This window comes from Pseudomonas sp. URMO17WK12:I12 (assembly GCF_000514395.1).
Taxonomy (GTDB): Bacteria; Pseudomonadota; Gammaproteobacteria; order Pseudomonadales; family Pseudomonadaceae; genus Aquipseudomonas; species Aquipseudomonas mucoides.
In genome coordinates, this window is the sequence record NZ_AZVV01000018.1 from 1 (window position 1) to 19834 (window position 19834).

A 19834-nucleotide genomic window follows, 5' to 3' on the forward strand; every position below is an offset into this window, starting at 1 on the left:
CGAATACGGTCGCGTCAAAGTGCAATTCTTCTGGGACCGCGACGGCCAGGCCAACGACAAAACCAGCTGCTGGCTGCGCGTCGCCACCGGTTGGGCCGGCAGTGCCTACGGCGGCATCGCCATCCCGCGCGTCGGCATGGAAGTGCTCGTCACCTTCCTCGAAGGCGACCCCGACCAGCCATTGGTCACCGGCTGCCTGTACCACAAGGAAAACGTCGTCCCCTACGACCTGCCGGCAAACAAAACCCGCAGCACCTTCAAGACCCTCAGCTCACCGGGCGGCAAGGGCTACAACGAATTTCGCATCGAAGACAAAAAAGGCGCCGAACAGATCTACCTCCACGCCCAGCGCGACTGGGACGAAAACATCGAACACGACCAGAAAATCCGCATCGGCAACGAGCGGCACGACACGGTCGAGGCCAATGTCTTCAGCGAGTTCAAGGTTGAAGAACACCGCATCACTCACCTGGACCGCAAGACTGAAGCGCGGGCCGATGATCACCTGACGGTGGCGGCGACCCAGCATGTGAAGGTCGGCACGGCGCAGTTCGTCGAGGCGGGTGAAGAGATTCACTACAACGCTGGCAACAAGGTCGTGGTTGAAGGCGGGATGGAACTGACAGCCAAGGCTGGTGGGAGTTTCGTCAAGGTGGATGCGGGAGGCGTGACGATCAGTGGGGCTGATGTGAAGGTCAACTCGGGGGGAGCTCCGACCCAAGGCTCCGAGAATGCGGCGTTACTGCCTGTCATTCCCCTACCCGTGGATATGGCCAAAGTGGGCGAACTTTTGGAACGAGGGATTTCGCAGCCTGCCCCAGATGTCATCCACAAGCTGAGCGCGATCGTGAGACCGTTACCAGGAATGCCAGGGTACCTCGATGAGCCGTATACGCTGTTCGCCGATGGTGCCGTGATCCAGGAAGGACTCACCGGCGCCGACGGAGCGATCAGGTTCAAGCATGTGCCGGGCACTCAATGCTACGCAGTCGAATTGGTCAATGGTCATCGCTTCGAGATTGAACCCAAAGAAGACGGCAGTGAATCCGCTTCCCAGAATCACGATTTGGCGCGCCAGGGCTATCGCGACTATCACGCAACGCTAGATCAGCTCGAACCACTGGGTTCGGCGGATGACTACCGTGCCTTAGCGCAGAGCCCTGCAAACACACCGAAGAGACATTGATTGCAGGGAGCAATAGAATGACCACTGACTACAACAAACAAGTAATTCAACTTACGCCCACTGAGCATAAGTCCACGAACCTGACCATGGACTGGTACGCAAAAAAAGCACTGTATCCACCGCGTGCAGGTATGAACATCACGCCACTTATCAACGGTCAGCGGGCATTTGGTGCCGTTTATGATGCCATCCTGGCGGCACAAAAGAGTATCGACATCATCAGTTGGGGTTTTGACCCGGCGATGCGTTTCAAACCCGACGGGGATCGGATCGGAGAATTGCTGGACGTTCGAGGTCGACACGGCATCAAGACGCGGATACTGATCTGGAAAAATCCGGTGGCCAACTTCGCTGAAAATACCATCATCGGTGACGGGCTCATGGGGTCTGGAGGTACAGCAACCGGATCAGGTATAACCCGAGGGAGTGCAGCCTCCGATAGCGACCTCAAGTATCGTCAGGCTCTGGAGTCTCAGCGCACTTATTATCAGCATGAATTAGATAAATTACGTTTAGCCAAAGTGCACGCTAATCAACAGCGAGTGGATGGGGGCGGGTTTACCTCCCTGCCTCCCAATCCTGCGCGAGAGCGTGAGTTGCAAGCCATGCTGGCTGACATCGAATCCCAACTCAATACTACGGGTGGCTACAACAAACTCAAGGGATCAGGTGCGCCCAAGTATTCTCCGCGTGATGAGGAATACACTAGGGAATGGTTCAACCGCCTGCACGATGGGCGTATGCAGAACGTCGAGTTTCGCACACGAGACTTCTCCACCGAAATCCCGCTCAATGCAATCATACGCGGCCCTCAAATGGCCAAAGAAAAGGGACGACTGGCAACTCTCTATCGATTGATCAAAGGGGAAGCTCCCGACGTCAACTTTGCACACATGATGCTGCTGACACTTTTTGCGAGCCACCACCAAAAAATGGTTATGGTCGACTACGAAGATACCCCTAATGCAGTGGGTTTCGTCATGGGTCATAACATGCATCGTAATTACTGGGATACCAGCGCCCATCTGTATGACGATAACGCGGCGCAGCGAAGCCCCGGCTTCGGCCCGTGGCAAGATCTGTCCATGAGAGTGCAGGGCCCGGTACTACACGATCTTAACAACAACTTTTGCACTGCTTGGGATCGAGAAACCTCTTGGATCACAAAATGGTTTGAGGATGGCCTACTTGAGCAACGCCGGGCGATCAAACCGAACCACTTTAAAGACGCCGGTACAGTCACCGCACAGATTTGCCGTACACAACCACAGGAAGGGGCAGAGACCTCGATTCTGGAGCTGTACCACAATGCATTAGGTAATGTGCGCAACTACGCCTACTTTGAAAATCAGTATTTCCGTTATCCGTCATTCGCCAAGCAGTTGCGGGAGCTAGCAGCCGCTTACCTTGCTAAGGGTCGAGAGCAAGACCTGTACCTGTTCGTGGTTACCAATAACCCAAACGACAAAAGTTTTTCCAGTACCACCTATGCCACCCTGCAAGAACTAGGGCAAGAGCAATTGATGCCGCAGGCCCAACGCACGCTGGTGCAAGAAATGCTGCAAAAACGCAGCCGTTTGGCCTATCTGAAAGCAAACCTGAGTACTAATCCCGGCGTGAAGAGGAATCAGCTCAAACAAATCGATTGGCTGAAGGGCGATATCACGAATTTAGAACAAATGGGCGTTACCCCCGAATCGGAACAACGTCTTGGGGGACTCAAACCAGAAAACATCCCTGAGCTTGGCAAGCCGAAAACCGATGGCATAGAAGAACCCAAACCTTACAGGCTTAAAGATATACCTGGACTCAAGATCGTTCTTGCCACGCTCACCGCGTGTACTCCAGAACCTGGAAACAAGTTGTCCGAGGGGCAACAGGCATTTTTTCGCGACATCTATGTGCATTCGAAGCTATTGATAGTGGACGATGTTTTCAGTTTGCTCAGTTCCGCCAATATCAACACACGCAGTATGCACACCGACTCCGAGTTGGGGCTGGCGGCACCGGATCCCGATCTGGCCTTGCAGTGGCGCGACGAGCTTTGGAAGTTACATGCCGGCAAGTCAATCAATAAAGATCGCTGGCAATGTGACGCCGCTGAAAATTTTAAACGATGGAATGCAGTAATGAACGAAAACTGGAAAAACAAAAATAAAAATGAACCATTGATCGCTCATCTGACCCGTTTCTGGGATGTGGAGACGCCTTATGCTAACGCCCTTGATTAAAGGCATTTCTTTGGGTGTCTTCATTTTTTCAATTTTGTTGAACGGAGTTCCGGCCATGGCCTATCCAACCTTTACCTGCGCCTATGAAAAAGACCATAACCCGCCGTTGGATGTCGAAGCGGAAAGCTGGTTCCAACAGGCTCGCGCTATGGAGAAGGCACGAGGGGTTAAAGACTGGCGTGCCATCGTCGACCTTTACGAAAAAGCCATTGGCAAAGACCATTGGAAGGCGATGCATAACCTGGCGGGACTTTATCGCACTGGCTGGCCCGGACAGCCTGGCGTTGAGCAAAATACCGACAAGATGCTCGACCTCTACGAGCGCATGGTCAAGCTTAAAGTCCCACTGGGTTATTACAACTGGGCCGTGGTGGTTGAGAATGGACAAGGGGTGTTGAAATCGGATCGTATGGCCAGTTCTTATATGTTCCAAGCCGCTCAATTAGGTAGCCCATTGGCGCAGGTTCAAATCGGCCAATATTTCGCTTTTGCATTGCCTAGGGACAAGCAAGATGATGACATGGCGGAGCTTTATTATCGTTGCGCGGGAGCGCAAGGTAACCCCGACGCCATAGAGGAAACTGCAAGCTTTTACAAAATAGCTAAAAAGAACAATCCTCGATCCTTGTTTTATTATCAGCGAGCCGCATCACTGGGCAGCCCCACCGGATTAAGTAACTTACAAGGCGCGTTCGATTCACAACCTGACCCATTATATAATTTTGGTTACAGTCCGGATCAAAAACTTTATACATTATATTCTGATCTATGGGTGCAGGTTCGTGACAACCCAGCTCTTCGCTTCCCTAATCTTATGAACGACCACCCACTTCCACCTCACCCTGAGCAAGGTTATGACGCGGAGCACCCAGAAAGCAGACCGGAAATCTGAGTGACGAAGTTAAATCCAACCGCGACGATTTAATTTAGTGCGTCGCGGTAGAAAAGCCCTACCCAAAAGCGCTGCAATGGCTTTTTGAGCCATGCTAGCCAACAAGACACAATAGCTAAAGGACCTGCACGATGCGTAAATTCTTGGGAGTATTGGCGGCTGTGCTTTTTGCCATTTCGATATTCAGTGCCTTGCTGTGGATGGGCGGTGTTGCAGGCACCGTGACCGGAGGTGGGGGGAGTACCGATGATTTTGACTTTCTCGTTACAGCGGCGAAAATTTTGTTTATCTTGAGCCTAATACTCGCAGCGGTGGCTTTTGGCTGGCCGAAAGCATCCAAATTATAGTACGAACAATTTGAATATCAAGAACAGGGCTAATCAAGTAAATTCTCACCCTTATTTACTGGGCAGAATTTTTATATGTAAGCTGGCGGTATTTTCCCGGGCAAAACAATAACAACCTTCTTTTAAATGGCCCCGCAGCAGACGGTGCTTTTTGTTGTTAGCGAACTGTACTGCCACAAGAGCGATCAGCGACAGATCTGGACATGGTTAGCCAGGAAGTACAATTATCACTATCTAAAACAACCCTCCCAATGCATCGGGCTTCCAATTCATAATCACCAGTTCTCCACTCAACTCTGCCTTTCCTTGACGCTGATTAGTATTGCAATAATGGATGTCCAACGTTTCGAAATGAAAGCCCTCAAACACCCGTCGGATGTCCGGGTGGTCGTTGATGCTGACCATCACTTTGCCTTTGCAACGATGCATGAAGTCAGCCATTCGCTCGTAGTTCTCGAACGGAAAGTCCACACCGTAGCCGGCGGTCTGCCAGTAAGGTGGGTCCATGTAGTGGAAGGTGTGGGCACGGTCGTAGCGTTCTGCGCAATCAAGCCAAGGCAAGTTTTCAACGTAGGTGCCAGACAGGCGCTGCCACGCGGCCGAGAGGTTTTCCTCGATCCGCAGCAGGTTGATCGCTGGGCCGGTGGTCGCGGTACCGAAGGTCTGCCCGGTGACCTTGCCGGCGAAGGCATGGTGCTGCAGGTAGAAAAATCGGGCGGCGCGTTGAATGTCGGTGAGGGTTTCGGGGCGAGTCATCTTCTGCCACTCGAACACCTGGCGTGAGCTAAGCGCCCATTTGAACTGGCGCACGAATTCTTCCAAGTGGTTCTGCACGACGCGGTACAACGTCACCAAGTCGCCGTTGATGTCGTTGAGAACTTCAACCGGCGCGGCTTGGGGTCGCATGAAGTACAGCGCGGCGCCGCCGGCAAAGACTTCAACGTAGCATTCGTGGGGCGGAAAAAGCGGAATGAGGCGATCGGCCAGACGGCGTTTGCCGCCCATCCAAGGGATGATGGGGGTAGACATAGAGTGCAAGACCTTTACTGTATGGATGAACAGGTGCTAGGCTCGCCGCGCTTCGTGCACGGAGTAAGAGCCTTGGCTGGACTTGCAGGGGCAATCTGCAGGGACGGCGGTCGGGTTGGATGTTGACGCATCCACCCCGGCCGCTCTTTTTCACTTCGGTGTTGAGACTTCTTTGGCATAGGACTGACAGGCCGCCAAGGAGATCAGTCCTTGGTCGCCGGCATCGGTGATGCCGATAATTCGTTGAGCATGCGCTGGGTCAAGTTGGGCTCTTGTGGGGCCATGAACCACGCCGCCGGTTGCGGGGGTGGCTGACACTGCGCAGCCACTGGCGGATTCAGTGGCGTCGAGTAGGACTGACAAGCGCACATTAGCAGTGGCAAGACGGTCGCGCAGGCGACCTTGATCACGTTGGGCATCGCTTAACACTCGGTAATGGGTTTGCTCACTGGCGGAAAGCCGTTGTTCAAGCGACTGGCGTTTGTCCTGTTCGGCACGTTGTTGCGCGGCCGAGACCAACATCAATTGGTTAATAGTGTCGGTGTGCAGACTGGACTGCTCCGCCAGTTGCTGGCCGTAGCGCCAGTCCTGTACCTGCCAGGCCAACGCGGCCGAACCACCAGCTACGGCGATCAGCAACACACCAACGGCGAACAGCCGATACGGCGTAGGACTCAGGTCGACGAGACGCATAGCACCGCCCTCGCCCGCTCCCACAGCTGTAGTCGATCCGTCAGGCCATTGAGGCCGCCATTGATCTTGCGCGTAATCGCTTCGAACTCATCCCGATCAGCCAGGGCGTTCAGCTCGCGCAGGCAGCTGGGGCACGCCGATACAACCATGGTACGAAAGCATTACGGGAGATGGATACCGAAGGACACCAAGAGCATGGCGGGTATCGTCTCGAAGATGTTGGGGTTTAGAACGGATTGAACATAAGCCCGATACGGGCCTGCTTTAAATTGATGTAATGTTCTGATCTTTGAACGTTGCCAAGGATCGTCGCCATGAGTTTAAGTGAAAATGCTTTTTCTGAAACACATGTATCAGAAGCGTTGAACGATTTGAAAACTTTGGCGCTGAGATTGCGGCAACTCATTACGACTCAACCTCCCAAGGATTTGCTGGGGTATATCTACGCCGGTCTGTTGTTTGGTGGAATCACGAGGTCAGACGAAGACGCAGTGGACAAGACGGCAAAATATTCAGCAAAGCTTAACGTTGATGAAGCCCAATTCTTGCTTGAATACGTTCATGCCGTGTTGGCGACGACTCCGCTGGAAGTGGATACCGCACTCGATGAGGCTATCTGCACGGAGATCATTCTCGTTGCCGCGGAGCTGAGAATGGCATCAATGATCGCTACAATGCTTATTGCCTCGGGAACCTCCGAAACCGAGTATGGACCTGGAACGAGAGACCTCATGTTTCGCGCCCTCTCCACGTGGATTTTGATTCGTGGAGGACGCTACCAGGTATTGGAGCAAGAGTTTTTCAGCTTCGCCCTTCAACCACACCATGATGCCCTTCTACACACCTATGGCATAGGGGCTGACGAAGTAGCAATCGGTATACAAGCGCTGGCCGACTCAATACGAATGGGGCATGACAAGGCCGCTCGTGCAATTGAAAGCTCCATGAATAATGCACAACGGTTTGTGCAGTCTCGCGGACAGTCAATGGAAGAAGGCATGAAACAATGGAGAGCCGAGCGTGCGGAAGAGGCCAACTCAGCTAGCGCTGCATTCGTTGATCTTTTTCAAGGGGGCATCTGCAACGCCCGGCACCATACCAATCTCCCAGATATTCTTTTAGACGATCTCTCATACGAGTTGGCCGAAGAAACAGAATTCTATGCTCCCGGAGATTACTCAGGAACTCCATTTCGTACGCTGCCCGCACGCAAAAAACCGCTGATCAAATTAGATGGTGCTCATTACCTAACCGATCCAAGTTTTGCCCGCGATGCCGCGTATCGAGCGATTCTTTACAACCTTTTAGTTAGAGATCCCGGATATTCCGAAAATTTCAAACAAAACCAGAAGGATTGGAGTGAGAGTTCATTTGTAAAAATTTTTGGTCGCCAGCTAAAAGGTGCAAAAATTCTGAACGAGGTTTATTACCGTCGCAATGGTAAGTGGTTCGAGAACGATACTTTGGTCATGCTCGACAGAGTGCTCGCGGTTATTGAGGCGAAGTCAGGCGCCGCCGCGACGATAGCCTCACCCGCCGAAAGCTTCGAGCGCCATGCAAGGGCTGTGCGTGACTTGGTCGTGAAAGCCTACGATCAATGTCAACGGTTCATTGAATACCTCGCTTCAGCGGACGAAGTGCCAATATACGAATTCAAAGATGGCCGGTACGTAGAGGTGGCTCGAATCCGTCTCTCCGACTACTGGCTGGTTCTACCCGTAGGATTAACAGTTGAGTCTTATTCGCCTTTTTCCACTGGTAGCAAACAGCTGACAGGGATTAGTCCAATTTTGGGCAAGCATCCATTTATTTCAGTGGCCATCGACGAGCTGCTGGTACTCAACCGTTTCCTTCCCGATACCGGAGCACTAATCCATTATCTGAGTATTCGGCAGGAAGCTGGAGGGATCAAAGAGGTATTCCTTTTCGACGAATTTGATCATCTGGGGGCATACATTACGAACAATCGCTTTTGCGAAACCGTGCGACGACAACTGAAGGAAGGAGCAACCCTTATTACCATGGATGGTATGAGTTCCATTGTGGATGATTATTTCAGCCAGCACGAATGGGAAAAAAAGCAGCTACCTACACAAGAAATTCCAGAAGAGCTGCAAGGGATACTCGCAGCTTTGGATGAGACTCGAGCTTCCGGTTGGATCGAGGCTGATAACAAATTGCGAGATTTTAGCTCTGAAGGTCGTAAGGACTTGGCTCAGCAGCTTGAACCTTTGAGAAAAAGCCTTCGTCAGTACAAACACCGTTATTTTGCAGTACGCGTTGACGTGGGACTGCTGTTTTGGCTGCATCGCAATGGTGATACTCCTGACATCTCAGCCGCTCAGTTCAAAGCACAAGCCGTAGCTGAATCCCTTAATGTCGAGCAGGTGATGATGCTCGTTATTGAAGTCTGTGAGCAGGGCCAGTACAAACATGCAACTCCATACTGGATTCGGCGCGAGCAGATGACTTCGGACGCAATTAAAGCGGACGCGGTAGCCCTGAGCCGCCGGACAATTGAATTAATGACCTCATCGTCAGCGTTAGCCAAAAGCCCAACACGAATTCCGGGGCGCAATGAACCCTGCTGGTGCGGTAGCGGGACAAAATTCAAGAAGTGCCACGGCCGTTAAACGGATGGGCTGTAGCAGCCTAGAGCGGTTTCATAGAAGCCTTTTATGCCCTAGATTTGCCCTAAACCAAACTTGAGAAACGAAAAAGCCCCTGTAATCTCTAACGATTACAGGGGCTTAGTCTTGTTCAATAATGGCGGAGAGATAGGGATTCGAACCCTAGGTACCGGTGAAGGTACAACGGATTTCGAATCCGTCCCATTCGGCCACTCTGGCATCTCTCCAACGGCGCGCATCATAACAACACTTTCGCAGGAAGCGAACCCCCCTAAGCAAAATAATTCTGTGCTATCAGATGCTTGCGTCGATTAAAGCGGTACGCCCAGACGATTGGCGACTTCTTCGTAGGCTTCGATGACGTCACCGAGGCCCTGACGGAAGCGGTCCTTGTCCATTTTCTTGCCGGTGGCCTTGTCCCACAGGCGGCAGCCGTCCGGGCTGAATTCGTCGCCCAGGACGATGGAGCCGTCGTGGAATACGCCGAATTCGAGTTTGAAGTCGACCAGCAGCAGGCCGGCGTCGTCGAACAGTTTGCTCAGGACTTCGTTGACCTTGAGCGACAGTTCTTTCATGCGAACCAGTTGCTCGGCGGTGCCCCAACCGAAGGCCACGACGTGGGATTCGTTGATGAACGGGTCGCCCTTGGCGTCGTCCTTCAGGAACAGTTCGAAGGTGTAAGGGTTGAGCTTCATGCCCTCTTCGACGCCCAGGCGCTTGACCAGGCTGCCGGCGGCGTAATTACGCACGACGCACTCGACCGGGATCATATCGAGTTTTTTCACCAGGCATTCGTTGTCGCCCAGCAGTTTGTCGAATTGGGTCGGCACGCCGGCGGCTTCGAGTTTCTGCATGATGAAGGCGTTGAACTTGTTGTTCACCATGCCTTTGCGGTCGAGCTGCTCGATGCGCTTGCCGTCGAACGCCGAGGTGTCGTTGCGAAACAGCAGGATCAAGCGGTTAGCGTCATCGGTCTTGTAAACCGATTTGGCTTTGCCGCGGTAGAGTTCTTCACGTTTTTCCATGATGGGCTCCGCTTGCTAAGTAGATGGGCTAGGCGATGTGTCGCCAGTCGAGCCCTGAATCTTGATCGGCCAGTTGCAGCCAGTCCGGGTCGCACCCGAGGGTGTCGACAAAACATTGCCGGGCCAGCTGCGGCAGGTTGTTCTTGCTGCTCAGATGGGCCAGGACCAGGTGTTGCAGGCCTTGCCAGCCCAACTCAGACACCAGGAATGCCGCCTGGTGGTTGTTCAGATGTCCCAGTTCACCGCCCACCCGCTGCTTGAGAAAGTAGGGGTAGTGACCGCGAGCCAGCATGTCACGGCAATGGTTGGACTCGATCATCAACGCATCGAGGTCCCGATAGCCGTCCAGCACCGTGTCGCAATACGAGCCCAGGTCAGTCAGCAGGCCGAAGCGCCGCTCACCGTCGCTGAAGACGTATTGCGTCGGCTCCTGCGCATCGTGGGCCACGGCAATGACGCCGATGCTCAGAGCGCCGATCTGCAGTTGCTCGCCGCCGGCCAGAAGGCCAGCCGGTTCAATCGGTTTGCGCATCCCGCGCAGGGTCCCGCGACTGAGGTAGACAGGCAGATTGTAGCGCCGAGACAGCAAACCCACGCCATGCACGTGGTCGGCATGTTCGTGGGTCACGAGTATCGCGCTCAACTGCGCAGGGTTCACACCCAGGCGCAGCAGGCGTTTTTCGGTTTCCCGCAGGGAGAAACCACAATCCACCAGCACGTACGTGTCATCGCTGGCTACCAGCGTGCCGTTCCCTTGGCTACCGCTGCCGAGAACGGCAAAACGCATGTGATCAGCCCAGTTTGTCCTGAATCTCACTCAACACTTTACGCGCCACGTCTGCCGGCGCCACGGTGTTGATGTTTTTCTCGACGGTTACCTGGACGTTTTCACCGACCTTGCTCAGGCGAACCTGATAACGCTCGGCACGGGCTTCAACTTCTTCCTTGCTCGGCGCGCTGCCGAACAGGTTGCTGAAGAAGCCAGGCTTCTCGTCTTTCTTCTCGGCTTTTTCGGACAGGTTGATGTAGTACAGGCCCAGGCTGCGGTTGATGTCTTCAACGCGCCATTCGCCCTGTTCCAGCGCACGACCGACGCTCGACCAGGCACGGTCCAGGTCGTTGCCGACGTTCAGAACCAGGTTGCCGCTGCCGTCTTCGCTCATGCTGATACGACTTGGCGTATCGAAATCACGCGAAGCCAGCATGGAGACCGAACCGCCCTTCTCCGAAATGCGGCTCATGCTCGCGAGCATGTCGTCGACCAGTGCTGCATCCAGGCCGGTGTTGACCGAACGGTTGGTGAAGTCCACATCGGCGGTGCTGCCGGCAGGACGCTCGGCGCTGACCACATAGACTTCACTGGTGTTGCGCTGCACGCCCGGCTCGATCCGCACTCGCACGCGGGTCTGGCTGTCGGTGCTGACGCCGGCTGCGCTCAGGCGTTTAGCCATCGCTGCGGACAGTTCGTCGGAATGCTGCCAGGTCGTGGTGAATTCGCCGGTTTGCGGCTTTTGTTCATCCAGACGGAAACCGTTGTCCTGGAAGAACTGCACAGCCACTGGCCAGACTTCGGCCGGAGGGTTCTGCGCCAGGATCGAACGCGAATCGCCGACTTTCTGCAGGGAGTAGGCACTGGCATCGGCCGACGCCGACAACGGCTGCGGACGAGGAACGATGTATTCGCCCTTGGCGGTGTCATCGGCCACGTTACGCGGGATCGGCAGCAGCGGATCCAGACGTTTGGCGGTGGTGACATCCGGTGGCAATTGCATGGGTGCTGTCTGTTGCGCTTCCAGGTAGTCGCTACCACGGTCACGGAAATAACCTTCCGGGCCCCAGACCCATCCACAGCCACTGGTGCTGGAGATAATCAAGGCAAGTGCGGAAAGTCCGGCCATTCGCTTCATGCGTTGTACTTCCTCAATTAAACCAGGACGCCGCACTGGCGCAGGGCCGAGCGAAGCGTTTCATGACAAGGTGTGCTCAGCCAGGTCAGCGGCAGGCGAATGCCTTCATGCATCAGGCCCATTTCGACCAAAGCCCACTTCACCGGAATCGGGTTGGCTTCGATGAACAGGTCCTTGTGCAGCGGCATCAATTTTTCGTTGATGGCCCGCGCAGTCTCGGCGTCGCCCTTGAGCGCGGCCTCGCACAGGTCGGCCATTTCGCGCGGGGCGACGTTGGCGGTGACAGAGATATTGCCCTTGCCGCCCATCAGGATCAGCTCGACAGCGGTCGGATCATCGCCGGACAGCACGATGAAGTCCTTGCTCACGCCATCAAGGATTGCCTTGGCACGTTTCAGGTCGCCAGTGGCTTCCTTGATACCGATGATGTTCGGCACGGTGGACAGGCGAATCACGGTCTCGGCCTGCATGTCGCAGGAGGTGCGGCCAGGAACGTTGTAGAGGATCTGTGGAATGTCGACCGATTCAGCGATGTGCTTGAAATGCTGGTACAAGCCTTCCTGAGTCGGCTTGTTGTAGTACGGAACGACCAGCAGGCAGGCATCGGCGCCGGCCGCTTTGGCGTTGCGGGTCAGTTCGACGGCTTCACGGGTCGAATTGGCGCCGGTGCCGGCGATCACCGGAATACGACCATTGACCTGCTTGACCACGGCCTTGATGACCGCGATGTGCTCGTCTACGTCGAGGGTTGCCGACTCGCCGGTAGTACCGACCGCGACAATGGCATGGGTGCCGTTTTCAAGGTGGAAGTCCACGAGTTTGCTGAGGCTGTCCCAGTCAAGACGCCCTTGTGCATCCATGGGTGTGACCAGTGCCACCATACTGCCCGCAATCATGAAACCGCTCCTGCCGGAAAAAGAGAGCGGTAATGGTACTGGCGCCAAGATGCTTGCACAAGCAAAGTACTGCGCTGCCGCCATTCCCCTTGGCGTTGCTTTTCGCTACCCTTCAGACTTTGATCGGTACTGATAAGCTCGTACGCCAGGTTCAAGCCTCCATTTACGGCATCACAAGCCCCGATCCAGCGTTGCCACCCCTCGCTCCGGCCTCACTGGAGCACGTTGCAACTTGTGACTCGGGTTTTCTGAATTCGCATCCGCAGGCTTGTCCCCGAAAAAAGCCCTTAGTCGTACCGACCGCTCATCGCTTTAGGAATGCTGCATGTCCACCCCCACAGTTCGCGAACAATTCCTTGTCATCAGTGCCCTCGGCGCCAACCCCATGGAGCTGACTAACGTCCTGTGCCGCGCCAGCCATGAAAATCGCTGCGCCGTGGTCACTTCCCGCCTGACCCGTCATGGCGAGTGCAGTGCGTTGATCCTCGAGATTTCCGGTAGCTGGGACGCCCTGGCGCGTCTGGAAGGCAGCTTGCCGAGCCTCTCCAAAAAGCATGCGTTCACCGTCAATGTGGTGCGCAGCGCGGCCCTGGAGAACCGTCCTCAGGCGCTGCCTTACGTGGCTTATGTCAGTTCGGCCTACCGGTCTGACATCATCAATGAGCTGTGCCAGTTCTTCATGGACCACAACGTCGAGTTGGAAAACCTGACCTGTGACACCTATCAGGCGCCACAAACCGGCGGCACCATGCTCAACGCCACGTTTACCGTGACCTTGCCGGCTGGCGTGCAGATCAGCTGGCTGCGCGATCAGTTCCTGGATTTCGCCGACGCGCTGAACCTGGACGCGCTGATCGAACCGTGGCGCCCACAAAACCCAATGTAAGGAAGCTTTCATGGCCGTTGCCATCGACCAACCGGTTGCCGACTTCGAAGCACCCGCCACCAATGGACAGACCGTCAGCCTCGCGGGCCTTAAAGGCAAGCAAGTGGTGATCTACTTCTATCCCAAGGACAGCACGCCGGGTTGCACCACTCAAGGTCAGGGCTTTCGCGATCAGCTTGAGGCGTTTAAAGCGGCCAACACCGAAGTATTCGGCGTGTCGCGTGACAGCCTCAAGTCCCACGAAAACTTCAAGGCCAAGCAGGCGTTCACCTTCGAGCTGATCAGCGACAAGGAAGAAGCGCTTTGCCAGCTGTTTGATGTGATCAAGCTGAAGAAGCTGTATGGCAAGGAATACATGGGCGTCGATCGCAGCACGTTCCTGATCGACAAGAACGGTGTACTGCGTCAGGAATGGCGCGGTGTGAAGGTGCCGGGGCATGTGGATGCGGTGTTGGCGGCGGCTCAGGCTTTGAATAAGGCCTGATTTTTTTGGCGCCTGTTACGACGCTATCGCGAGCAAGCTCGGCCCCACAGGTATCGTGATATTCCTGTGGGACCGAGCTTGCTCGGGATGGAGGCCATCAGCCTCGCTGTAGTACTAAAGCAGCGGCGCGACTTCTGGCTCCTTGCGCGGCCACGCATCCAGCACGGCCTTGAACAGCGTCGCCAGCGGAATCGCAAAAAACACCCCCCAGAATCCCCACAACCCGCCAAACAACAGCACCGCGCAAATGATCGCGACCGGGTGCAGGTTGACCGCCTCCGAGAACAGCAACGGCACCAGCACGTTGCCGTCCAGCGTCTGAATGATCCCGTAGACCGCCATCAAATAGATGAACTGATCGCTCCAGCCCCACTGGAACAGAGCAATCAGCATGACCGGCACGGTCACTACCACAGCGCCGACGTAAGGCACCACCACCGACACGCCCACCAGCAAGGCCAGCAGCGCGGCGTAGTTAAGCCCCAGCACGACAAAACCGATGTAGGTCACACCGCCGCAGATGAAGATCTCGATGACCTTGCCGCGAATGTAATTGGCAATCTGCCGGTTCATTTCATGAGCGACGCGGGTGATCAACGCCCGTTCACGGGGCAGATAACCGCGCACCCACTGGCCGATCATCTCCCGGTCCTTGAGGAAGAAGAACACCAGGATCGGCACCAGAACGAGGTAGATCATGATGTTCACCAGCAACGGCAGACTCGACAACGAGAACGTCAGCGCCCACTGGCCGAATTTGCCGATCTCGCCCCGTGCCACTTCGATGGCCTGCAATACCTGCTCATCGGACACCAGATGCGGATAGCGCTCGGGCAGCAGCAATAACAGCGACTGCCACTTGGCGAGCATGCCGGGCAACTCGTTGAACAGCGTAATCAGCTGATGCCACAGCAGCGGCACCAGGACAATCATGAAGACCAGCAGCGCCCCCATGAACAGTGTGAACACCAGCCCCACCGCCACGCCACCGGGCATGCGCAAACGTTCGAGGGTGGCCACCAGGCCATGCATGAGGTACGCCAGCACCATCCCGGCCAGTACCGGCGCGAGCATGCCGCCCAAGGTGAGCACGGCGGTGAATGCCAGCACCAGCAGCACCGCCAGCACCACGGCTTCTTCATCGGAAAAGTAGCGCTGAATCCAGTCGCGTAACACCTTGAACATCAATATTCCTTAAAAACGAACGCAGCAGGTTTCAGGCTTTTTTTAACCAGTAGCGGTAAACACCCGCCTCATCTTCTTCGCGAAGCAGCGTATGACCGGCCAATCGGGCAAAGGTGCGGAAGTCACGCTGCGAACCCGCATCCGTGGCGATTACCTTGAGCACCGCGCCGCTGGCCAGGCGATTGAGCTCCAGCTTGGCCTTGAGCAAGGGCAACGGACAATTCAGGCCGCTGGCGTCCAGTTCGACGTCATGCTCTACAGCGTCGGTCATTGTTTCACTCCGAGTCAGGTGGTTGAGTTGCCTAGAATATCTGGTCCCAAGCCCAGTGTCCGGCTACAGTAAGGTCTTTGTCGACTAAGGCTTTGTGCATGACTTTTTTGCGCCCTACCCTGCTGACGCTCGCTTGCCTGCTTGCCTCACCGGGCTTTGCCGACGACCTGCCGTCACTCGGCGACGCCAGTTCTGCCATCGTCTCGCCACAACAGGAACACCAGTTGGGCCGTGCGTGGCTGGCGCTGTTGCGCAGCCAGGTGGCGCAGCTCAACGATCCGCAGCTCAAGGATTACGTCGAATCCAGCGTTTACCGACTGGTGGAGACCAGCCAGGTCAATGACCGGCGCCTGGAGTTCATCCTGATCAACAGCCCGCAGCTCAACGCCTTTGCGGCGCCGGGCGGGATTGTCGGGGTCAACGGCGGCTTGTTCCTCAATGCGCAGACCGAGGGTGAATACGCCTCGGTACTGGCTCACGAATTGGCTCACTTGTCGCAACGCCACTTTGCCCGTGGCATTGAAGCCCAGCAACGCATGCAAGTGCCGATGATGGCCGCCCTGCTGGCCGGGATCGTGATTGCGGCGGCCGGTGCCGGCGATGCCGGGATCGCGGCCATTGCGAGTACGCAAGCGGCGGCGATCCAGGAACAGCGACGCTTCTCGCGTCAGAACGAACAGGAAGCCGACCGCATCGGCATCGTCAATCTGGAAAAAGCCGGTTACGACCCGCGCTCGATGCCGACCATGTTCGAGCGCTTGGGGCGCCAGTACCGCTTCGACGCCAAGCCACCGGAATTCCTGCTGACTCACCCGGTCACCGAATCGCGGATCGCCGACACCCGCAACCGCGCCGAACAGGCTCCGCAGGGCGGCATCGAGGACACCCTGCGTTATCAGCTGATTCGCGCGCGCGTCCAGTTGTTCTACGAAGAAACCCCTGGCCTGGGCGCCAAGCGCTTCCGTGCCCTGCTTGAAGAAAACCCGAAAAACGATGTCGCGCGCTATGGCCTGGCCATCGCCCAGATCAAGGGGGGTCAGTTGAATGAAGCTCGGGAGAACCTCAAGCCTCTGCTGGCCAAGGCGCCGAACGAGATCATCTATAACCTGGCGGAAGTCGATCTGGACATCACCAACAATCGCCTGCCGGATGCTCAATCACGCGTCGACCGGTTGCTCACGCAATACCCCGGCAACTATCCGCTGAATCAGGTGCGTGTCGATCTGCTGCTGAAACAGAACCGCACCGCCGATGCTGAAAAGGCATTGGAAGGCCTGCTCAAGTCACGCCCGGACGATCCTGACGTGTGGTATCAGGTGGCCGAGACTCGCGGCCTTTCCGGCAACATCATCGGCCTGCATCAAGCTCGCGCGGAGTACTTTGCATTGGTCGGCGACTATCGTCAGGCCATTCAGCAACTGGACTTCGCCAAGCGTAAGGCTGGCAGCAACTTCCCGTTGTCTTCGCGTATCGATGCACGTCAGCGTGAGTTGATGGAGCAGGAGCGCATGATCAAGGACATGATGGGCTGACGGCCTGGCTGCAAATTCCGGGCACAAAAAAACGCCTCTTTCGAGGCGTTTTTTTATTCAGCCAACAACCGGCTTATTCAGCCAGTTTGAAGGTGATGAAGCTGGCACGACCTTGACGCAGAACCCGCATCGATACCGATCGGTTCTTCGGCAGCGCCTTGGCAATCTCGGTGAACTCCTTGCTGGAGCTGATGGCCTGGTTGTTCAGGTGAGTGATGATGTCACCTGGTTGCAAGCCAATCAGCGAGGCAGGACCGTCCTGAACTTCCTTGATCACCACACCACCTTTGAGGTCGTAGGTTTTCTTCTGCTCATCAGACAGTTCGGCGACGGCGACACCCAAACGATTGCTGCTGATTTCAACGCCCGACTTAGGCATCGAATCCAGTTCTTTGCCTTCGTCAGGAATCGCGCCGACCGTCAGTTCGACGTTCTTGCGTTTGCCTTCGCGAATCACTTCAAGATTGGCCTTGGCGCCCGCTTTCAGTGCGCCTACCAGATGTGGCAAATCGGCCGACATGACGATCGGCTGACCGTTCATGCTCAGGATCACGTCGCCCACTTGCAGGCCACCCTTGGCTGCCGGGCCATCGTCCTGGATCTGAGCGACCAGCGCACCGGCCGGTTTCTCAAGACCAAACGACTCGGCCAGGTCCTTGTTCACTTCCTGAATCACCACACCCAACCAGCCACGGCTGACTTTGCCACCGTCTTTGAGCTGATTGGAAACATCCATGGCGACATCGATAGGGATCGCGAACGATACGCCCATGAAGCCCCCGGAGCGGGTGTAGATCTGCGAGTTGATCCCGACCACTTCGCCATTAAGGTTGAACAGCGGGCCACCCGAGTTACCCGGGTTGATCGGCACGTCGGTCTGGATGAACGGCACATAGTTTTCGTTTGGCAGGCTACGCCCGATGGCGCTGACGATGCCTTGGGTCACGGTGTGGTCGAAACCGAACGGCGAACCGATGGCGACCACCCACTGACCGGCTTTCAGGTCCTGGGATTTGCCGAGTTTAAGCACTGGCAGGCCCTTGCCTTCAATCTTCAGCAGCGCCACGTCGGAACGTGGATCAGTGCCGACCAGCTTGGCTTTCAGCTCACTGCGATCAGCAAGACGCACGAGGATTTCATCCGCATCGGCAATCACATGGTTGTTGGTCAGGATGTAGCCATCAGGCGAAATGATGAAGCCAGAACCCAAGGACTGGGCTTCACGCTGGCGATCACCACGAGGCGAACGCGGTAGAGGCATGCCCCGCTCGAAGAACTGGCGCAGCTGTGGCGGCAGGTCTTCAAGGTCCGGCATTTGCCCGGACACTTTGCGGTCCGGCAGTTTCTGGGTGGTACTGATGTTCACCACGGCAGGCGAGGCCTGCTCGACCAACTGGGTGAAATCAGGCAGTTCGACCGCTTGCGCAGTGACCGACTGACCGAGTACCAGCACGGTGGCAACAATGGAAAGGTAAGACTTCAAGCGTGGTATCGACATACGGCTCCCGTTACGACGAGCATGGTTAAGCGATATGGAGCAAGGAACACCGGGAACAATACGCCGGTATTTTTGTTCCGGGAACAACAAAACAAGGCCAGAGCCGTGAGGCTCTGACCTATAGAAAAATTCAGGTTTTTTTGCAAATTGAAATGCTCACCAAACATTTCGGTAATGACCCACTACTTGGTTGCGGTGGCATCGGTGCGCATGGATAGCGCAATCCGTTCTGCGGTGCCTATCGGGATCTCTCCGACCACGGTCACCATCACTTCGCCCTGAGGCGTGGTCAGACGGCGGGATACAGCAACGGTGGGGCCCAATTGTGTGCGAGTGTCCGTCACGGTTGCGCCATTCAACGGTTCAAGGAAAACCGAGAAACGCGCCAGGCCATCGTCATACATCAGACTGTTGACCTGTGTTTTGGTCTCCGGATCTTTGCGAGCACTGCTGCTGGTCAACTCAAAACCGGGTGGTAGCCAGTCCGAATGCCACACCTGAGCGACCTTAATGGCGGAAGCCTTGTCACTGTCGAGGGTGACAGCCTTGCAATCATCACCCGCCTGCAAGTCTTTGTCAGACGGCACGTCAGCGGTATCCAGTTGTGTGAACTGGAATCGCTCCAGCAACTGCCCTTTGTCATTGAGCAACAATGACTTGAGTGGCAGGCCGGTTTCTTTGTCCAGATGGAGCTCAAAACCGTATCGATGCTGATCACGTGGCGTCAGCGAAATAATCACTGCCGCACGCCCAGCCACACGCGACTTGCCGATGACGGCAAGGTCATACCAATTCTTTAACTTTTGTGGATCCAGTGCACGAGCAGCGGTATTGGGTGAATCCCCCAATCCTGCTATCAGGGTGCCGCTGACGCATTGAGTATGCCCATCAATGCGCACGACTTCCTGTGCGGAGCCGTCGAGCTGGAGTAAACGCTCTCGGACTTTGCCATCCTGGACGCGATGCCAGATGTTATGGGTAGAAAAACTACCGTTACGCTCGTAAACGAAAGTACCGTGAAAGCTTTGCTGTTGCTCGGCCTGGCCCAGACGGGTCAACCAGTCCTGGGCTTCATCAGCGTGGGCTGGTACGACAAACCAGCCTGCGAGCAGAAGCGAAAGTAGAGGTATGGCGCGCATGAT

At 55.7% G+C, this 19834-nt stretch carries 18 protein-coding genes, 1 tRNA gene and 2 pseudogenes; 9 read left to right on the plus strand and 12 right to left on the minus strand.

What is annotated here, in order from left to right; genetic code table 11:
• The 4 genes from tssI to D882_RS0123610 form a co-directional block, all read left to right on the plus strand.
• The coding region (gene tssI, locus D882_RS01000000131375; RefSeq protein WP_032833659.1) for a type VI secretion system tip protein TssI/VgrG at positions 1-1186 on the plus strand (1186 nt) is incomplete at its 5' end.
• A 17-nt stretch (positions 1187-1203) separates the two neighbouring features.
• Positions 1204-3417: a phospholipase D-like domain-containing protein gene (locus D882_RS0123600; protein WP_027925521.1), complete on the plus strand. Its 2214-nt coding sequence runs from the start codon at positions 1204-1206 to the stop codon at positions 3415-3417.
• Positions 3398-4309 carry a tetratricopeptide repeat protein gene (locus tag D882_RS0123605; protein ID WP_032833660.1) on the plus strand — a complete coding sequence of 304 codons (912 nt, stop codon included), beginning with the start codon at positions 3398-3400 and terminating at the stop codon, positions 4307-4309. The genes D882_RS0123600 and D882_RS0123605 overlap by 20 nt, the downstream gene beginning before the upstream one ends.
• A gap of 131 nt (positions 4310-4440) precedes the next feature.
• Positions 4441-4656 carry a hypothetical protein gene (locus D882_RS0123610; protein WP_027925523.1) on the plus strand — a complete coding sequence of 72 codons (216 nt, stop codon included), beginning with the start codon at positions 4441-4443 and terminating at the stop codon, positions 4654-4656.
• 234 nt (positions 4657-4890) lie between these two features.
• Here the strand turns inward: D882_RS0123610 and D882_RS0123615 are convergent, their stop codons facing one another.
• From D882_RS0123615 to D882_RS1000000132920, 3 genes and pseudogenes are all read right to left on the minus strand, one after another.
• Entirely contained in the window at positions 4891-5685 is a 795-nt protein-coding gene (locus tag D882_RS0123615; protein ID WP_027925524.1) for a DNA adenine methylase, read from the minus strand.
• Positions 5686-5835: 150 nt separating this feature from the next.
• Entirely contained in the window at positions 5836-6378 is a 543-nt protein-coding gene (locus tag D882_RS01000000131380; RefSeq protein ID WP_032833661.1) for a lysis system i-spanin subunit Rz, read from the minus strand.
• A pseudogene (locus D882_RS1000000132920) lies at positions 6360-6491 on the minus strand (glycoside hydrolase family 19 protein); the annotation flags it as partial. The pseudogene D882_RS1000000132920 and the gene D882_RS01000000131380, both read right to left, overlap by 19 nt.
• Positions 6492-6498: 7 nt before the next feature.
• Between D882_RS1000000132920 and D882_RS1000000133260 the strand changes: the two are divergent.
• Together D882_RS1000000133260 and D882_RS0123630 are read left to right on the plus strand one after the other, a co-directional pair.
• Positions 6499-6618: pseudogene (locus D882_RS1000000133260) on the plus strand (integrase); the annotation flags it as partial.
• A gap of 74 nt (positions 6619-6692) precedes the next feature.
• The gene (locus D882_RS0123630) at positions 6693-9011 is read left to right on the plus strand and encodes a YecA family protein (protein WP_032833663.1); all 2319 of its coding nucleotides are present in this window, start codon (positions 6693-6695) and stop codon (positions 9009-9011) included.
• A gap of 134 nt (positions 9012-9145) precedes the next feature.
• On the opposite strand, the gene D882_RS0123635 is transcribed toward D882_RS0123630, so the two are convergent.
• The 5 genes from D882_RS0123635 to dapA all read right to left on the minus strand — a co-directional run bounded on the left by D882_RS0123635 (position 9146) and on the right by dapA (position 12836).
• Positions 9146-9235, minus strand: a tRNA-Ser gene (locus D882_RS0123635).
• Between the two features lie 84 nt (positions 9236-9319).
• On the minus strand, positions 9320-10033 hold the full coding sequence (gene purC / locus D882_RS0123640) for a phosphoribosylaminoimidazolesuccinocarboxamide synthase (RefSeq protein WP_007944067.1): 714 nt from the start codon (positions 10031-10033) through the stop codon (positions 9320-9322).
• 28 nt (positions 10034-10061) lie between these two features.
• The gene (locus tag D882_RS0123645; protein ID WP_027925527.1) at positions 10062-10820 is read right to left on the minus strand and encodes an MBL fold metallo-hydrolase; all 759 of its coding nucleotides are present in this window, start codon (positions 10818-10820) and stop codon (positions 10062-10064) included.
• Positions 10821-10824: 4 nt separating this feature from the next.
• Entirely contained in the window at positions 10825-11940 is a 1116-nt protein-coding gene (bamC, locus tag D882_RS0123650; RefSeq protein WP_027925528.1) for an outer membrane protein assembly factor BamC, read from the minus strand.
• A 17-nt stretch (positions 11941-11957) separates the two neighbouring features.
• Positions 11958-12836, minus strand: a complete 879-nt coding sequence (gene dapA, locus D882_RS0123655; RefSeq protein ID WP_027925529.1) for a 4-hydroxy-tetrahydrodipicolinate synthase — start codon at positions 12834-12836, stop codon at positions 11958-11960.
• Positions 12837-13161: 325 nt separating this feature from the next.
• On the opposite strand from dapA, the gene D882_RS0123660 reads away from it, so the two are divergent.
• Both D882_RS0123660 and D882_RS0123665 read left to right on the plus strand, forming a co-directional pair.
• Positions 13162-13722, plus strand: coding sequence for a glycine cleavage system protein R (locus tag D882_RS0123660; protein ID WP_027925530.1), 561 nt, complete (start codon positions 13162-13164; stop codon positions 13720-13722).
• 10 nt (positions 13723-13732) lie between these two features.
• Positions 13733-14206: a peroxiredoxin gene (locus tag D882_RS0123665; protein WP_027925531.1), complete on the plus strand. Its 474-nt coding sequence runs from the start codon at positions 13733-13735 to the stop codon at positions 14204-14206.
• Positions 14207-14320: 114 nt separating this feature from the next.
• Here D882_RS0123665 and D882_RS0123670 read toward each other — a convergent pair whose 3' ends face one another.
• Together D882_RS0123670 and D882_RS0123675 are read right to left on the minus strand one after the other, a co-directional pair.
• Positions 14321-15391, minus strand: a complete 1071-nt coding sequence (locus D882_RS0123670; protein ID WP_027925532.1) for an AI-2E family transporter — start codon at positions 15389-15391, stop codon at positions 14321-14323.
• 31 nt (positions 15392-15422) lie between these two features.
• Positions 15423-15662: a sulfurtransferase TusA family protein gene (locus D882_RS0123675; RefSeq protein ID WP_027925533.1), complete on the minus strand. Its 240-nt coding sequence runs from the start codon at positions 15660-15662 to the stop codon at positions 15423-15425.
• Between the two features lie 98 nt (positions 15663-15760).
• Between D882_RS0123675 and D882_RS0123680 the strand changes: the two genes are divergently transcribed.
• The gene (locus tag D882_RS0123680) at positions 15761-17194 is read left to right on the plus strand and encodes a M48 family metalloprotease (protein ID WP_027925534.1); all 1434 of its coding nucleotides are present in this window, start codon (positions 15761-15763) and stop codon (positions 17192-17194) included.
• Between the two features lie 73 nt (positions 17195-17267).
• Here the strand turns inward: D882_RS0123680 and D882_RS0123685 are convergent, their stop codons facing one another.
• Positions 17268-18692, minus strand: coding sequence for a DegQ family serine endoprotease (locus D882_RS0123685; RefSeq protein ID WP_027925535.1), 1425 nt, complete (start codon positions 18690-18692; stop codon positions 17268-17270).
• Between the two features lie 182 nt (positions 18693-18874).
• Positions 18875-19831, minus strand: coding sequence for a MucB/RseB C-terminal domain-containing protein (locus D882_RS0123690; protein ID WP_027925536.1), 957 nt, complete (start codon positions 19829-19831; stop codon positions 18875-18877).
• Positions 19832-19834: the final 3 nt, after the last annotated feature.

What these genes read in the sequence shown, in the direction of transcription:
- D882_RS0123600 (WP_027925521.1), top strand. Translation starts at nt 1,204, where the DNA reads ATGACCACTGACTACAACAAACAAGTAATTCAACTTACGCCCACTGAG.
- D882_RS0123605 (WP_032833660.1), top strand. Translation starts at nt 3,398, where the DNA reads ATGCTAACGCCCTTGATTAAAGGCATTTCTTTGGGTGTCTTCATTTTT.
- D882_RS0123610 (WP_027925523.1), top strand. Translation starts at nt 4,441, where the DNA reads ATGCGTAAATTCTTGGGAGTATTGGCGGCTGTGCTTTTTGCCATTTCG.
- D882_RS0123615 (WP_027925524.1), bottom strand. Translation starts at nt 5,685, where the DNA reads ATGTCTACCCCCATCATCCCTTGGATGGGCGGCAAACGCCGTCTGGCC.
- D882_RS01000000131380 (WP_032833661.1), bottom strand. Translation starts at nt 6,378, where the DNA reads ATGCGTCTCGTCGACCTGAGTCCTACGCCGTATCGGCTGTTCGCCGTT.
- D882_RS0123630 (WP_032833663.1), top strand. Translation starts at nt 6,693, where the DNA reads ATGAGTTTAAGTGAAAATGCTTTTTCTGAAACACATGTATCAGAAGCG.
- purC (WP_007944067.1), bottom strand. Translation starts at nt 10,033, where the DNA reads ATGGAAAAACGTGAAGAACTCTACCGCGGCAAAGCCAAATCGGTTTAC.
- D882_RS0123645 (WP_027925527.1), bottom strand. Translation starts at nt 10,820, where the DNA reads ATGCGTTTTGCCGTTCTCGGCAGCGGTAGCCAAGGGAACGGCACGCTG.
- bamC (WP_027925528.1), bottom strand. Translation starts at nt 11,940, where the DNA reads ATGAAGCGAATGGCCGGACTTTCCGCACTTGCCTTGATTATCTCCAGC.
- dapA (WP_027925529.1), bottom strand. Translation starts at nt 12,836, where the DNA reads ATGATTGCGGGCAGTATGGTGGCACTGGTCACACCCATGGATGCACAA.
- D882_RS0123660 (WP_027925530.1), top strand. Translation starts at nt 13,162, where the DNA reads ATGTCCACCCCCACAGTTCGCGAACAATTCCTTGTCATCAGTGCCCTC.
- D882_RS0123665 (WP_027925531.1), top strand. Translation starts at nt 13,733, where the DNA reads ATGGCCGTTGCCATCGACCAACCGGTTGCCGACTTCGAAGCACCCGCC.
- D882_RS0123670 (WP_027925532.1), bottom strand. Translation starts at nt 15,391, where the DNA reads ATGTTCAAGGTGTTACGCGACTGGATTCAGCGCTACTTTTCCGATGAA.
- D882_RS0123675 (WP_027925533.1), bottom strand. Translation starts at nt 15,662, where the DNA reads ATGACCGACGCTGTAGAGCATGACGTCGAACTGGACGCCAGCGGCCTG.
- D882_RS0123680 (WP_027925534.1), top strand. Translation starts at nt 15,761, where the DNA reads ATGACTTTTTTGCGCCCTACCCTGCTGACGCTCGCTTGCCTGCTTGCC.
- D882_RS0123685 (WP_027925535.1), bottom strand. Translation starts at nt 18,692, where the DNA reads ATGTCGATACCACGCTTGAAGTCTTACCTTTCCATTGTTGCCACCGTG.
- D882_RS0123690 (WP_027925536.1), bottom strand. Translation starts at nt 19,831, where the DNA reads ATGCGCGCCATACCTCTACTTTCGCTTCTGCTCGCAGGCTGGTTTGTC.